Source organism: Parviterribacter multiflagellatus (assembly GCF_056863265.1).
In genome coordinates, this window is record NZ_JBXPIZ010000007.1 from 291106 (window position 1) to 304625 (window position 13520).

At 74.8% G+C, this 13520-nt stretch carries 13 protein-coding genes; 7 read left to right on the top strand and 6 right to left on the bottom strand.

The window, feature by feature from the left end; all coding sequences use genetic code 11:
- Positions 1–43: 43 nt before the first annotated feature.
- On the top strand, positions 44–469 hold the full coding sequence (locus AC1UE5_RS16950; RefSeq protein WP_482925621.1) for a helix-turn-helix domain-containing protein: 426 nt from the start codon (positions 44–46) through the stop codon (positions 467–469).
- Entirely contained in the window at positions 466–1215 is a 750-nt protein-coding gene (locus AC1UE5_RS16955) for an alpha/beta fold hydrolase (RefSeq protein WP_482925623.1), read from the top strand. Before AC1UE5_RS16950 ends, AC1UE5_RS16955 begins: the two co-directional genes overlap by 4 nt.
- Here the strand turns inward: AC1UE5_RS16955 and AC1UE5_RS16960 are convergent, their stop codons facing one another.
- Together AC1UE5_RS16960 and AC1UE5_RS16965 are read right to left on the bottom strand one after the other, a co-directional pair.
- Positions 1216–2655, bottom strand: coding sequence for an aldehyde dehydrogenase family protein (locus tag AC1UE5_RS16960; protein ID WP_482925625.1), 1440 nt, complete (start codon positions 2653–2655; stop codon positions 1216–1218).
- Positions 2652–4655, bottom strand: a complete 2004-nt coding sequence (locus AC1UE5_RS16965; RefSeq protein WP_482925627.1) for a GMC family oxidoreductase N-terminal domain-containing protein — start codon at positions 4653–4655, stop codon at positions 2652–2654. Before AC1UE5_RS16965 ends, AC1UE5_RS16960 begins: the two co-directional genes overlap by 4 nt.
- Before the next feature lie 169 nt (positions 4656–4824).
- Here AC1UE5_RS16965 and AC1UE5_RS16970 point away from each other — a divergent pair, with 169 nt between their 5' ends.
- The 5 genes from AC1UE5_RS16970 to pdxH are packed head-to-tail and all read left to right on the top strand — an operon-like array spanning position 4825 to position 7983.
- Positions 4825–5160, top strand: a complete 336-nt coding sequence (locus tag AC1UE5_RS16970; protein WP_482925629.1) for an STAS domain-containing protein — start codon at positions 4825–4827, stop codon at positions 5158–5160.
- 46 nt (positions 5161–5206) lie between these two features.
- Entirely contained in the window at positions 5207–5824 is a 618-nt protein-coding gene (locus AC1UE5_RS16975; protein WP_482925631.1) for a J domain-containing protein, read from the top strand.
- Complete coding sequence (locus AC1UE5_RS16980) at positions 5824–6219, top strand: acyl-CoA thioesterase (RefSeq protein WP_482925633.1); 396 nt, start codon at positions 5824–5826, stop codon at positions 6217–6219. The genes AC1UE5_RS16975 and AC1UE5_RS16980 overlap by 1 nt, the downstream gene beginning before the upstream one ends.
- A complete protein-coding gene (locus tag AC1UE5_RS16985; RefSeq protein ID WP_482925635.1) occupies positions 6216–6968 on the top strand; it encodes a HipA family kinase in 753 nt (250 codons plus the stop codon). The genes AC1UE5_RS16980 and AC1UE5_RS16985 overlap by 4 nt, the downstream gene beginning before the upstream one ends.
- Entirely contained in the window at positions 6943–7983 is a 1041-nt protein-coding gene (gene pdxH / locus AC1UE5_RS16990; RefSeq protein WP_482925637.1) for a pyridoxamine 5'-phosphate oxidase, read from the top strand. The genes AC1UE5_RS16985 and pdxH overlap by 26 nt, the downstream gene beginning before the upstream one ends.
- On the opposite strand, the gene AC1UE5_RS16995 is transcribed toward pdxH, so the two are convergent.
- From AC1UE5_RS16995 to rsgA, 4 genes are all read right to left on the bottom strand, one after another.
- Positions 7980–9074, bottom strand: a complete 1095-nt coding sequence (locus tag AC1UE5_RS16995; protein WP_482925639.1) for an HDOD domain-containing protein — start codon at positions 9072–9074, stop codon at positions 7980–7982. The genes pdxH and AC1UE5_RS16995 overlap by 4 nt on opposite strands.
- A 4-nt stretch (positions 9075–9078) precedes the next feature.
- Entirely contained in the window at positions 9079–11340 is a 2262-nt protein-coding gene (locus AC1UE5_RS17000) for an ATP-binding protein (RefSeq protein WP_482925641.1), read from the bottom strand.
- On the bottom strand, positions 11337–12356 hold the full coding sequence (locus tag AC1UE5_RS17005) for a response regulator (RefSeq protein WP_482925643.1): 1020 nt from the start codon (positions 12354–12356) through the stop codon (positions 11337–11339). Before AC1UE5_RS17005 ends, AC1UE5_RS17000 begins: the two co-directional genes overlap by 4 nt.
- A 111-nt stretch (positions 12357–12467) precedes the next feature.
- On the bottom strand, positions 12468–13508 hold the full coding sequence (gene rsgA, locus AC1UE5_RS17010; protein ID WP_482925645.1) for a ribosome small subunit-dependent GTPase A: 1041 nt from the start codon (positions 13506–13508) through the stop codon (positions 12468–12470).
- Positions 13509–13520 lie beyond the last annotated feature (12 nt).

The window sequence follows — 13520 nt, forward strand, 5'->3', positions numbered from 1 at the left end:
GTGCGACCCTTGCACCTCAAGCCGGCTTGAGGTCAACCCCGAGATGAGCGATCTGGACATCGGCGAGGTCATCGCGCGCACGGGCGTGCCGGCCTCGACGCTGCGCTACTACGAGGAGCGTGGGCTCATCGCGCCGACCGGGCGCGTGGGGCTGCGGCGCCAGTTCCCGCCCGACGTCGTCGAGCGGCTCGGGCTGATCGCCGTCGGCCGCACGGCCGGGTTCTCGCTCGACGAGATCGCCGCGATGTTCGGGCCCGACGGCGCCCCGGACATCGACCGAGCGATGCTCACCGCGCGGGCCGACGCGATCGACGCGCAGATCCGGCGGCTGGAGGCGCTGCGCGAGGGCCTGCGTCACGCGGCCGGGTGCCCGGCCCCGCGCCACATGGAGTGCCCGACGTTCCGCCGCATCGTCGCGGACGCCGCCTCGCCTCAGGGGCGCGCGGCCGTGCGAGACTCGGCCGCGTGACCGATCTCGTCTGGGAGTCCGTCGGCGGCACCGACCGCGACCGCACGTTCCTGCTCATCCACTGCGGCCTCGGCGACCGCTCGTTCTGGGACCTCGCGGTTCCCGGGCTGAGCGCGCTGGGGCGCGTCCTGACGTACGACCAGCGCGGCTTCGGGCAGTCGCCGGACCCGGCGGGCTCGTGGGCGCCCGCGGAGGACGCGGTCGGCGTGCTCGACGCCGCCGGAGTGGAGCGGGCCGTGGTGATCGGGTGCTCGTTCGGCTCGCGCAGTGCGCTCGACCTCGCCGTCGGCTGGCCCGAGCGCGTCGAGCGCGTCGTGCTGGTCAGCGGCCCCGGCGAGGACGACGAGGGCCTGGAGCAGGCGTGGGAGCGCGTCGACGACCTCGTCGAGCAGGGCGACTTCGACGCCGCGAACGAGATCGAGATCGACCTGTGGGCCGAGCGCGCGAGCGAGGACGTGCGCACGTGGGCGCGGGAGCAGAACCGCGTGCTGCTGGAGCGCCAGTCGGTGCTGGAGGACGAGCCGGTCTTCCTCGAGCCCGAGGCCACCAAGCGCCTCGACGAGGTCCGCGCGCCGGCGCTCGTCCTGCTCGGCGAGCACGACCAGCCGTCCACCATCCGCGGCGCGCGCAAGGTGGGCGAGGGCGTGGCCGACGGCCGGATCGTGGAGATCGCCGACGCCGGCCACCTGCTCGGCCGCGAGCAGCCCGCCGCGTTCGTGGCCGCGGTCCGGGCGTTCGCCGAGTAGCTAGAGCTGGAGCGACTTCACCTCGGTGAACTCGAGCACGCCGTACGGGCCGAGCTCGCGCCCGTGGCCGGACTGCTTGTAGCCGCCGAACGGCGCGAGCGGGTTGAACACCCCGCCGTTGATCTCGACCTGGCCCGTCCGCAGCCGGCGGGCCACGGCGACCGCGCGCTCCTCCGACGCCGACCACACGCCGCCGGCCAGGCCGTACTGCGTGTCGTTGGCGATCCGGATCGCGTCCTCCTCGGTGTCGTACGGCATGATCGACAGCACCGGGCCGAAGATCTCCTCCTGCGCGATCGTCATGTCGCTCGTGACGTCGGAGAAGATCGTCGGCTGCACGTAGTAGCCGCGCTCCAGTCCCTCGGGCGGCTCCGCGCCGCCGGCCACCAGCCGCGCCCCCTCGGCCTCGCCGCGCCGGATGTACTCGCGCACGCGGTCGCGCTGGACGGCGGAGACCAGCGGCCCGAGCGGCGTCTCGAGCGACATCGGGTCGCCCGGCGCGAAGTGCTCGACGGCCGCCGCCGCGATCGCCTCGACCGTCGCGAGCTGCTCGCGCGGCACGAGCATCCGGGTCAGCGCGCTGCACGTCTGGCCGCTGTTGAGGAAGCACTTCTGCAGGCCGTCCACGACGGCGCGCTCCAGCGGCGCGTCGTCGAGCAGGACGTTCGCGGACTTGCCGCCCAGCTCCAGCGACACGCGCTTGACCGTCGCCGCCGCCAGCTCGCTCACCCGCCTGCCCGCGCGGGTCGACCCGGTGAACGAGACCATGTCGACGTCCGGGTGCGCCGCGATCGCCTCGCCGACGACCGGCCCGACACCCGTCACGAGGTTGAAGACGCCCGGCGGGACGCCGACCGCGTCCATGACGTCCGCGAGCAGGAACGCCGTCAGCGGCGTCACCTCGCTCGGCTTCACCACGACCGTGCAGCCCGCCACGAACGCCGGCGCGACCTTCGCGCACACCTGGTGGAGCGGGTAGTTCCACGGCGTGATCGCGCCGACGACCCCGACCGGCTCGCGGACGACGAGCGAGTTGCCGATCCGCTGCTCCCACGGCAGCTCCTCGACCAGGTGCTCGATCGCGCCGAAGGACATGGCGGGGAGCGCGGCCTGGATCGCCATCCCGAGCTTGAGCGGCGACCCGAGCTCCTGCGCCACGAGCCCGGCGATCTCCTCCGCGCGCTCCTGGAGCCGCAGCGCGATGGCGGAGCAGAGCGCCACGCGCTCCTGCCGCGGCATGGCGGCCCACGGCTCGAACGCGTCGCGCGCGGCCCGCACGGCGCGGTCGACGTCCTCGGGCGTGCCGGCCGGGATGCGGCCCATGACCTCCTCGGTCGCCGCGTTGACGACATCGATCGTCGCGTCGGACGACGGCGCGACCCACGCGCCGCCGATGTAGAGCTGGTCGTGGGCGACGAGCGCCCCTGCGGTCGCGGTCATGCGGTCACAGCCTCCGTCGTCGTCGCGACACCCGCGGCCTGAGCGATGTGCTCGGCCGTGCGGGAGGCGAGGGCGTAGATCGTGATCATCGGGTTGGTGCCCGAGGCGGTCGGGAACGCGGACGCGTCGCCGATCCACACGCCGGGCGTGTCGTGCAGCTCGCCGCGCGGGTCCGCGACGCTCGTGGCCGGGTCGTTGCCCATCCGGCACGAGCCCATCTGGTGCGCGCAGAACATCCGCGCGCCGCCGGCCCGCAGCGGGATGCGCCGGGCCCGCGCGACGAACGCCTCCAGGTCGTCGCCGTGCCGCCAGGTCGGCAGGCCGGTCGCCAGCACCCGCACGGCGCGCGCGCCCGCGGCCGCGTGGAGGCGGATCTGCGTCTCCAGCGCGTCGTACGACGTCGCGAGGTCGCGCGGGTCGCTGAGCGTGTACCAGGGCACCGCCTGGCCGTCGGCGTCGAGCGTGATCTGCCCGTGCCCACGCTCGCGCAGCAGGCCGATGAACGTCCCGCCGTGCTTGAAGTCGAGCAGCGCCTGCTTGTGCTGCGCCCCGCCGGACCACGGCAGCGCCGAGGCGCCGACGCCCGTCGTGTACTGCGCGCTCTCGATCAGGTAGCCGTAGCCGTTCTTCTCCGTCCCCGCCGGCCCCGCGGCGAACTCGTCGATCAGGCCCGCGTGCGGCGCGCCCCACCAGGCCCGCATGTCCTGCCCGTAGTCGCCCATCGTCGCGGTGCACGGGTGCAGGCGCAGGTACCTTCCGACCGCGTCGCCGCCGATGCCGGTGCGCAGCAGCACCGCAGGGGACTCGAGCGCGCCCGCCGCCACCACGACCTGCGGCGCGCGGACCGTGACGTTGACCGACCGCGACGGGTCGTCCTCGGCCGTCCACCGCCCGGTGACACCCGCCGCGCGCCCGTGCTCGACCAGCACGCGGTCGACGAAGCAGCCGGTGACGATCTGCGCGCCGTGGTCGTACGCCTGCTGCAGGTACGTCCGCAGCGCGGACTGCTTGGCGCCGGACTGGTCGCCGAAGCCGAGGTAGCCGGCCATCGCCGGGTCGTGCCTGGCGGGGTCCCAGTTGCGGTCGGTGAGCCTGAACGACCACCCGAGCGCCTCGGCTCCGCGCTGCATCGCCTGGTGCGGCTTGTTGAGCTCCGAGCAGTCGTGGTTGACCTTCAGCTCGCGCCACACGCGGTCCAGGTGCGCGTCGAACGCCTCGCCCGCGACGTCGGTGAGCCCGTGCTCGCTCGCCCACTCCTCCCGCACCCACGGCTTCGTGCGGAGCGAGTTGGTCCAGTTGATGACCGTGCCGCCGCCCAGCGCGCTGCCGGCCTGGATCGACAGGTTGAGGTCCGCGGTCGTCTGCGGCCCGCCGCGCCAGAAGAGGTCCTGGAACGCGGGGAGCTCGAGCTGGAGGAAGTCGGCCTCGTTGCGGTACTTGCCGGCCTCCAGCACGACGACCTTCAGGCCGGCGCTCGCCAGCCGCCCGGCGATGAGCCCGCCACCCGCGCCGCTGCCGACGATCACGACGTCGGCCTCCAGCGTCGTGTCGCCGGTGGGCACGAGCGGCGTGATCGTCTTCGGCGTCGGCGGCGGCGGCGCGATCGGGCCCGGGTAGCCGAACGTCGCCCACGCGGGGTTGCGCCCGGTCGCATCCGGCAGCCCGTAGGTGAAGAAGAGCGTGAGCGCGACCAGTCCGCCTACGCCCGCCGCGGCCTGCGCGGACGCGAGCGACAGGTTCGCGAGGATCTGCTCGCGCGACGCCTGCGAGGCGGTCGCGAACCCCTGCTCGGCGAGCACGTCGAGCAGCTGGCCCATGCCGGCGCGGTTCTCCGCCGGCATCCCGTCGATGGCCATGACGAGCGCCTCGTCGGCTCCGACGTCGGTCGCCTTCCGGGCCCAGAAGCCGTCCGGGTCCGGTGTGTGCGGCAACGACGGGACGACCGTGTCGCACACGGCGCGCAGCGTCGCGAGCTGCACGTCGCTCAGCGGTTCGGGCATGGCAAAGACGCTCCCCTCCAGAAGACCCTTGACAGGGTGTCGAGCCTACTGGAGCGCGAGCCCGTCGGGTGGGGCGTGGCGTGCGCGCGCTGGCGTCCGCGTGTGGTCCCGCGCACGCGGACGCCGACGCTCCGTTTGCCGGAGCGCCGGCCGGGGGATCCTGGCCGCGATGCAGGATGCCGCCACCCAGATCCCGGTCATCGAGCCGGCCGGCGATCTCGACCTCGTGACCTCCCGCGGCCTGGCCTCGCGCCTGGGCGAGCTCGCCGGCTCGGCAGGGAACGCGGTGCTGGACCTCACGCGCGTGGGGTTCATGGACTCGGTCGGCCTGGCCGTGGTGCTCAAGGCCGTCAGCCGCTTCCGCCGCCAGGACAAGCAGCTCGTGCTGGTCGTCCCGCCCGAGCACAACGTCCGCCGTCTGCTGGAGCTGACCGGCACGACCGGCCGCATCCCGGTCGAGGAGACGCGCGACGCGGCGCTCGCCCGCGCCGCCGCCACGCACTGACGGCGGCTGACGCGCCGGCCGCTCCGGCTGCTTCACTGGGGACGGCATGGACCCGTACCGCGTCCTCGGAGTCGCGCCCGGCGCGTCGGCGGCAGAGCTGACGGCCTCCTACCGCGCGCTCGCCAAGCGGTGGCACCCGGACAAGCACGCGTCCTCCGTGGAGGCCGCGCGGAAGATGGCCGAGATCAACGCCGCGTACGAGCTGCTGCGCTCCGAGCGGTGGCTGGCCGAGCAGCGCCGCGGCGGGCAGAGCGCGCCGCCCCAGCAGCAGCCGCCGGTCGTCGTCAAGACGCGCGCGGCCGGCCACTGGCTGCCTGAGCCGACCCGCCGCGCGCTCGGCCCGGAGCTGCTGTCGGCGCTCCAACCCGGCGAGGACGTCAAGCTCGTCACGCCCGCCGCGGCCTGGGCCAGCCCCGAAGCGCTGCTGGCGGTGACCGACCGGCGCCTGCTCTGGCTCCTCGACGACGCCGTGACCGGCCGCGTCCGCACGCTCGCGTTCCCCGTCATCACCGGGGCCGAGGTCAAGCTGAGCTGGCCGCGCCGCAAGACCGCCGTCCTGCGCGTGAGCCGCCGCAACGGCAAGCGCCCGATCACGTTCGGGGAGCTGCGCCCCGAGACCGCCCACGCCATCCGCGGCATCGTCGCCGAGCAGGCCGCCGCCTGATGGCCGCTGAGTTCCGCCACCGCCTCCGCGTGCGCTGGGGCGAATGCGACATGCAGGGGGTCGTCTTCTACCCGCGCTACGCCGAGTACGTGGACATCGCGCTGACCGAGCTGTGGCGCGCCCGCGTGCGGCCCTACGGCGAGATGATGCAGAGCGGGGTGGACCTGATGGTGGGGGAGGTGCAGCTGCGCTTCCGCGCGTCGGCCCGGTTCGACGACGAGATCGACGTCGTGCTCGACGTGGAGCGCCTCGGCGACACCTCGCTGACGACCGCGTGGCGCATCGAGCGCGGCGGCGAGCTGCTGTGCGAGGGCACGATCCGCCACGTCTGCGTCTCGACCGAGAGCTACACCAAGACGCGCATCCCCGACGACATCCGGGCGGCGCTCGCGTGAGGACCGTCCAGGCCACGCGGTACGTCACGCCGCTGCGCGAGGGCGGCTCGCTGCCCGGCATCGTGGAGGCCGACGACGACGGCCTGTATGTCGTCAAGTTCCGCGGCGCGGGGCAGGGCCCGAAGGCGCTGGCGGCGGAGATCGTCGCGGGGGAGCTGGCGCGCGCGCTGGGCCTGCCGGTCCCTGAGCAGGTCTACGTCGACCTCGACGCGGCGTTGGGGAACGCGGAGCCGGACCCGGAGATCCAGGAGCTCATCCAGGCGTCGGGCGGGCTCAACGTCGGGCTCGACTTCCTCCCCGGCGCGCTGGCGTTCGACGAGGCGGCGGCCGAGCGGTTGTCGCCGGAGCTGGCCGCGGAGATCGTGTGGCTGGACGCGCTCGTGATGAACGTCGACCGCACCCCGCGCAACCCGAACATGCTCGTCTGGCACCGCGACCTGTGGCTGATCGACCACGGCGCGTCGCTGTACCTCCAGCACGGGACGGACGACCTGGGCGCGGAGGCGGAGCGGCGGTTCCCGATGATCTCCCAGCACGTGCTCCTGCGGCACGCGGGGTCGATCCTGGAGGCCGACGAGCGGCTCACCGCGCGGCTGCCGGACCTCGCCGCGCTCGTCGCGCTCGTGCCCGAGGAGTGGATCGGCGGCGATCGCCGCCCGTACGTCGAGTTCCTGCGCCGGCGCCTGGACGGCGCGCCGCGCGCGTTCGCGGAGGAGGCGGAGCGTGCCCGCGCAGCCGTCGGCCAGTAACCGCGCGCCGTTCCAGTACGCGCTGCTGCGCGTGATCCCGCACGTCGAGCGCGGCGAGGCGCTCAACGCCGGCATCGTCGTCTACTGCCGGCCGCGGAAGTACCTCGAGGCGCGCGTGTCGCTCGACGAGGGGCGGCTCGCCGCGCTGGCGCCCGGCGCGGACGCGGAGGCGATCCGCGAGCGGCTCGACGTCCTCGCACGCGTGGCCTCGGGCGATCCCAGTGCCGGGCCGACCGCGCGGATGGAGCAGTCCGAGCGCTTCCACTGGCTCGCCGCGCCGTCCTCGACGGTGATCCAGCCCGGGCCCGTCCACACCGGCCTGTGTGACGAGCCCGAGGGCGTCATCGACCGGCTGTTCGCCTCGCTCGTCGCGCCGCCCGACCTCGGCGAGATGCGCCAGTCCTACGAGCGCAGCGCCCTGGGCGAGGCGACGCTCGCGCCGACGTGGCTGGAGCAGTTCGAGCGGTGGTTCGGCGAGGTCCAGCGCGGCGAGCTGGGTTGGGAGCCGAACGCGATGGTGCTCTCGACCGCCGGCGCGGCCGGCCGCCCGGCGTCGCGGACCGTGCTGCTCAAGCACCTCGACCAGCACGGGTTCGTCTTCTTCACGAACCTCGAGTCGGCCAAGGGCCGCCAGCTCGCGGAGAACGCGGCCGCGTCGCTGCTCTTCCCGTGGCTGCGCCAGGAGCGCCAGGTCATCGTCGCGGGCCGCACCGAGCTGCTGACCGCCACCGAGAACGACGCGTACTTCGCGTCCCGCCCGCGCGGCTCGCAGGTGTCGGCGGCGGTGTCGCCGCAGTCGCAGGTCGTCGGCTCGCGCGAGGAGCTGGAGGAGCGCGTGGCGGCGCTGGAGGCGTCGCTGGCGGGTGGGCCGGTGCCGCGGCCGCCGCACTGGGGCGGCGTGCGCGTGGTGCCGGACACCGTGGAGTTCTGGCAGGGGCGCCCCGACCGCCTGCACGACCGGCTCCGGTTCCGCCGCGACGGGGAGTCGTGGCGCGTGGAGCGGCTGGCGCCCTAGGCGGGGCCGCCGCCGTCGGGCGCCGCCTGCGCCCGCGCGCGCTCGCCGTCCAGGTCGCGGCCCGCGGACGCCAGCGCGTCGGCGTCGAACGGCGCGGCCGGCGCGGTTCCCGCCTCCTCGTGCGCGAGCACGTCCGCGACGTGCACGGCGAGCACGGCGTCGCGCGCGACGTCGTCGGCGCGCCCCGGCGAGTGGTGGTGCGCGACCGCCTCCAGCACCGGCTGGGGGATGCCCCAGAGCGCGAGCAGATGCGCGCCGACCTCCGCGTGCGGCGACGGGTCGCCGTCCCGCAGCACGAGCTTGCCGATGTCGTGCAGCAGCCCGGCGGTGAACGCGTCGTGCTGGCCGGCCGGGTCGGTCGCCAGTGCCCGCGCGATCCCCGCGACCTGGAGGCTGTGGGCCGCGAACTCGTCGAGCGACACGCCCTGCGGCGCGAGCGCCTCGCCGGCGCCGGTCGAGAGCGCGAGCGCCTTGAGCGTCTCGGAGCCGAGGTCGGTGACCGCCTGCTCGATGCTCGTCACCCGCCGGCCGCTGGCGAAGAACGCGGAGTTGGCCAGCTGGAGCACCTTGGCGGAGAGCGCCACGTCGCGCTGGATCACCGCCGCGACGCTCGCCGACGTCGCGTCCGGCGCGGCGAGGGCGGCGATCAGCTCCTGGTAGCCGTCCGGGGTGGCCGGGAGCGAGCTGAAGCCCACCGCGACGTCGCGGATCTCGCTGCGGATCAGCTCCCGCAGCGACGAGCACCGGTCGATCGCCGCGCGCAGCTCGTCGGTCGGGCACGGCTTGCCGAGCACGACGTGCGCGACGGACGCGGCCTTGACCGCGGCCTTCGCCTCGGCGTAGCCCGACAGGACGATCCGGACGGTGTCCGGCCACCGGTCCTGCACGTGCGCGAGGAACGTCGCGCCGTCCATCCCGGGCATCCGGAGGTCGGACACGACGACGTCGGCCGCGGTGTCCTCCAGCGCCGCGAGCGCCTCGTCGCCGCTGGACAGGAACCGCATGCGCCACTCGCGGCGCTGCGGGCGCAGCGCGTCGCGCAGGCTGTCGAGGACCTGCGGCTCGTCGTCGAGGAAGAGGACCTGCCGCACGGCGTCAGGCGGCCTCCGGCACGGGCGCGGGCTGCGCCTCGCCGCCGGCGTTGACGCCGCCGATCGGCAGGCGGACGTGGAACGTCGTCCCGGCGTCCGGCTCGGTCTCGTACGTCAGGTTGCCGGCGTGCCGGTCGACGATCGTGCGCGTGATCGCCAGGCCCTGCCCGGTGCCGCGGCCGACCTCCTTCGTCGTGAAGAACGGGTCGAACACGCGGTCGGCGACGTCGGCGGGGATGCCGCAGCCGGTGTCCGCGACGCTCACGACCACGTCGTCGCCGTCGGTGCGGCTCGTGATGCGGATCGTGCCCGGCGTGCGGCCCGAGTCCTGGATCGCGTGGGCGGCGTTCACGATGAGGTTCAGGAACACCTGGCCGAGATCGCCGAGGTTGGCGACGACGGGCGGCAGCTCGGCCTCGAGCTCCTCCTCGACGACGGCGACGTACTTGTACTCGTTGCGCGACACGGTGAGCGTGTTGCGGATCGCCGCGTTGAGGTCGCAGGGCGCCTGCTCGCTCGACGGCGGATGGGCGAACTCGCGCATCGCGCGCACGATCGTCGCGACGCGCTGGACGCCGTCGAACGCGCGCTCGAAGGCGGCCGGCACGCGGTCGCGCAGGTACTCGAGGTCGGCGATGTCCTCGGCCTCGGCGAGCCGCTCGAGCAGCTCCGGCGGCGCGGTGTCGGCGGTCGCGGCGCGCAGCTCGTCGTGGATGGCGAGCAGGCTCCACAGGTCGGTGCACGCCTCGTCGAGGAAGCGGACGGTGTCGCCGACGAACTGGATCGGCGTGTTGATCTCGTGCGCCACGCCGGCCGCGAGCTGGCCGACCGCGTCGAGCCGCTGCGACAGGCGCAGCTCGCCCTCCATCTGGTCGCGCTCGGCCTCGACCGACTTGTGGTCGCTGATGTCGAGGAAGTAGCCCTGGATGACGTAGCTGCCGTCGGCCTCGGCGATCATCTTCGCGTCCTGGCGCACCCAGACCACGTGGCCGTCGGCGTGCAGCATCCGGACCTCGCCCGCGGCCGGCAGCTCGCCGGTGGCCTGGATCCTGGCCTGCGTCTCCATCACGTGCGCACGGTCGTCGGGGTGGATCTGGCGGTTGTAGATGTCGGGCGTGGCGAGCCACTCCTCGGGCGTGAACCCGAGCAGCTCCTTGATCTGCGGGCTGATGTACGTCGGCCGGGCGCCCTCCGGACCCACCTCGGCGCGGAACGTCACAGCAGGGATGCCCTCGATGAGGTTCCCGTAACGCTCCTGCGAGGCCATCAGGCTGCGGTCGCTGCGCACGAGCGCCTCGGCGAGCGCGAGCTGGAGCGCGCGCGTCTTGCTGAGCAGGAGGACGATCCGCCAGCTGCCGAGCGCGACGATCGCCAGCGTCCCGGCTCCGACGACCTCGACCACGCCGGGGTGGTCGAGCGAGCCGATCAGGCCGGTCGTGTGGAGGACGAGCAGCGTCGGGCCGACGAGGCACGTGCCGATGAGCATCCACACGCCGCCGAGGTGCAGCTCGAAGTCGCGCTGGGCGGAGAGCGTGGTCTTCACGGACGGGTGCAGCGCGGCGGCGGCGAGCAGCAGCGGCATGACGTTCCAGCCGACGTCGATCGCGGAGTTGAGCTGGTACGAGCCGGCGAGCGCGAGCACGTTCCACACCGCGTCGGAGAGCAGGAACGCGCCGATCGCGAGGAGCACGAAGACGAGCGCCCGCGGGAACGGGCGCGGGGAGAGCAGCATCCGCACCCAGACGGCCAGCACGAGCACGTCGCCGGCGGCGTAGACCACCTGGGTGATCGCCGCGTCGGTCGGCAGCTCGGTCGAGCTGAGGTACGGGCCGGCGAGCAGGCCGCCGACGAGCGTGAGCCCGGCGATCGTGAGCGCCGACAGGTCGAGCGCCAGGAGCGTGCGGTCCTCACGCGGGCTGAGCATGAGGAACAGGCCGGCGACGAGCAGGACGTCGCCGGCGAGCCACAGGCCGTCCGCGAACGACGGCGCGGGCGGGATCTCGCCCCCGAACAGCGTCGGGCCCCACCACAGCGTGCGGGAGAGGCCGTCGATCGTGAGCGCGGCGAGGAGGACCGGCCAGGCGAGGCCGGCCGGCCGGTTGCGCCACAGCCCGTACGCGACGAGCGCGGGGCCGGCCCAGGCGGTGACGAGGACGGTGAGCGTGCCCGGCAGCTCGGCCGGCTGCAGGGTGACCGCGACGGTGAGCGCGAGCGCGGCCAGGAGCCACGTGGGCATCCCGAGCCGGATCGCGGTGAGGTGCGTCATGCCGCCACCCGCGCCGCGCCGCCGTGGTCCATCAGCGACTCGCGCAGCTTGTCGAGCAGCGGCCCGTCGATCGAGGTGCCGCTCGGGACGAGCACGCCGCCGGACGCGGTGCGCAGGTCCTCGACGAGCGTCATGCCGGGCTCCAGCTCGGACGCGCGGATCGTGCGGACGCGGCGCCGGTCGGCACGCTCGGCGGCCTCGTCGAGGTCGGTGAGGAGGCGGCCGCCGTAGCGGTCGGCGTCCGCGTGGAGCTGCTCCAGCGCGCCCTCGCGGCTGGCGCCGGCGGCGCGCAGGCGGTCGAGCTCGAGCACGGCGGCGACGGCCGCGGCCGGCGGCGGGAGCGGCCCGTCGGGGCGGTCCTCGCCGATGGCCTGCGAGAGCAGCGCGGCGGCCGACTCCAGGCGCGGGATGCGGGTGAGGACGCGGCGCCCGTCCTGCTCGCCGAGCACGCCGAGGAGCGCTGCGGCGGAGACGTCCCCGAGGCGCTCGTCGTCCTCGGGGAGCAGGCTGGTGGCCAGCTCCTGGGCGAGCATGCCGCGGTCGTGGAGCCGCGGCGCGGTGACCTGGAGCAGCGTGGCGAGGCTCCCGACGCAGCGGACGGTCAGCTCGTCGAGGAGACCGTCGCGCGTGGTGACGAGCTTGTGCTGCGAGAGCGCGCCGGCGCAGGCGCGGAGCAGCTCGTCGCGGCCGCAGGGCTTGCTCAGGAAGCGGAAGATCTGGCCGTCGTTGACCGCCTTGACCGCGGCGCCCAGGTCGGTCTGCCCGGTGAGGAGCATGCGGACGGCCTTCGGGGCGATGCGGCGGACCTCGGCCAGGAACGCGGCGCCGGACATCACCGGCATCCGCATGTCGGAGATGACGATCTTGAACCGCTCGGGGTCCCGCTTGAGCAGCTCGAGGGCCTCGGGCCCGCTGGTCGCGGTGTGGACGTCGAAAGTGCGCCGGAGGAGATCCTGGAGGCCTTCGAGGACCGCGGGCTCGTCGTCGACGCACAGGATGGGTGCGCGCTCTCTCATGCCGCGAGTGGTCGACACATAACGCGCGCCCTGAAGACCTGGGATCACGCAGCTGGACGCCCGGCCGAGGGGCACGGGCGTCCAGCTTCCGCCTTCGCAGGCGCCGTGCGGCTAGCGCCGGCCCTTCGCCCGCTGAGCCTCCTTCGCCCAGCGCGCGTACTGCTTGCCGCGCGCGTCACGCTCGCGGGCCGCGGCCTTGCGGTCGTCGACCCATGCCTGCTCGCGCGCCAGCTTGCGCCACGCGTCCAGCCGCTCCTGGGGGACGGCGTCGCGGACGGCGCAGCCCGGCTCGCCGTCGTGCGTGCAGTCGGCGAAGCGGCACCGCGCCGCCAGCTCGTCGACGTCCGCGAACGTCGTGCCCGCGCCGTCCCAGACGCCCGCCTCGCGGACGCCGGGGGTGTCGATCAGCAGCGCGCCTCCGGGCAGCGCCAGCAGCTCCCGCGCGACCGTCGTGTGGCGGCCGCGGCCGTCGCTCGCGCGGATCGCGCCGGTCGCCTGGCGCTCCTCGCCGAGCAGCGCGTTGGCCAGCGTCGACTTGCCGGCCCCGGAGGGGCCGAGGAGCACCGCGGTCGTGCCGGCCGGGAGCAGCGGGCGGAGCACGCCGACGTCGCCGTCGGTGGCGCTCACCGCGACGGCGTCCGCCAGGCCGAGCCTGCGGGCCAGGCGCGCGGCCTCGGTGAAGCCGCCGTCGCTCGCGAGGTCGGCCTTCGTCAGCACGAGCGCGGCGGGCACGTCGCCGGCCGAGGCCAGCGCCGCGAGCCGCTCGGCGCGCCGCTCGTTGGGGTCGGGCAGCGGCTCGGCGACGAGCGCCAGGTCGACGTTCGCCGCCAGCACCTGCGCACGGGTCTGCTCGCCGGGCGCGCGGCGGACGATCGTGCCGCGGCGCTCCAGCACCGCGGCGATCGCGCCGCCCCCGTCGAGCGCGACCCAGTCGCCGGTCACAGGCGGGCCGCAGTCGTCGTCGCGCAGCCGGCCGCGAGCGGGGACGAGCCGCGGCTCCGCCTCCGGGTCGTCGGGTGCGCAGGGGCGGACCACCCACGCGCCGCGGTGCTGGGCGAGCACGCGGGCCGCGGTGAGCGAGGGGTCGCCGAGCTGGGTCAGCTCGACGTCGAGATCGGGTCGCCGGCCGAGGCCGGCGGAGAGGGAATGCACTTCGGGGTCCTC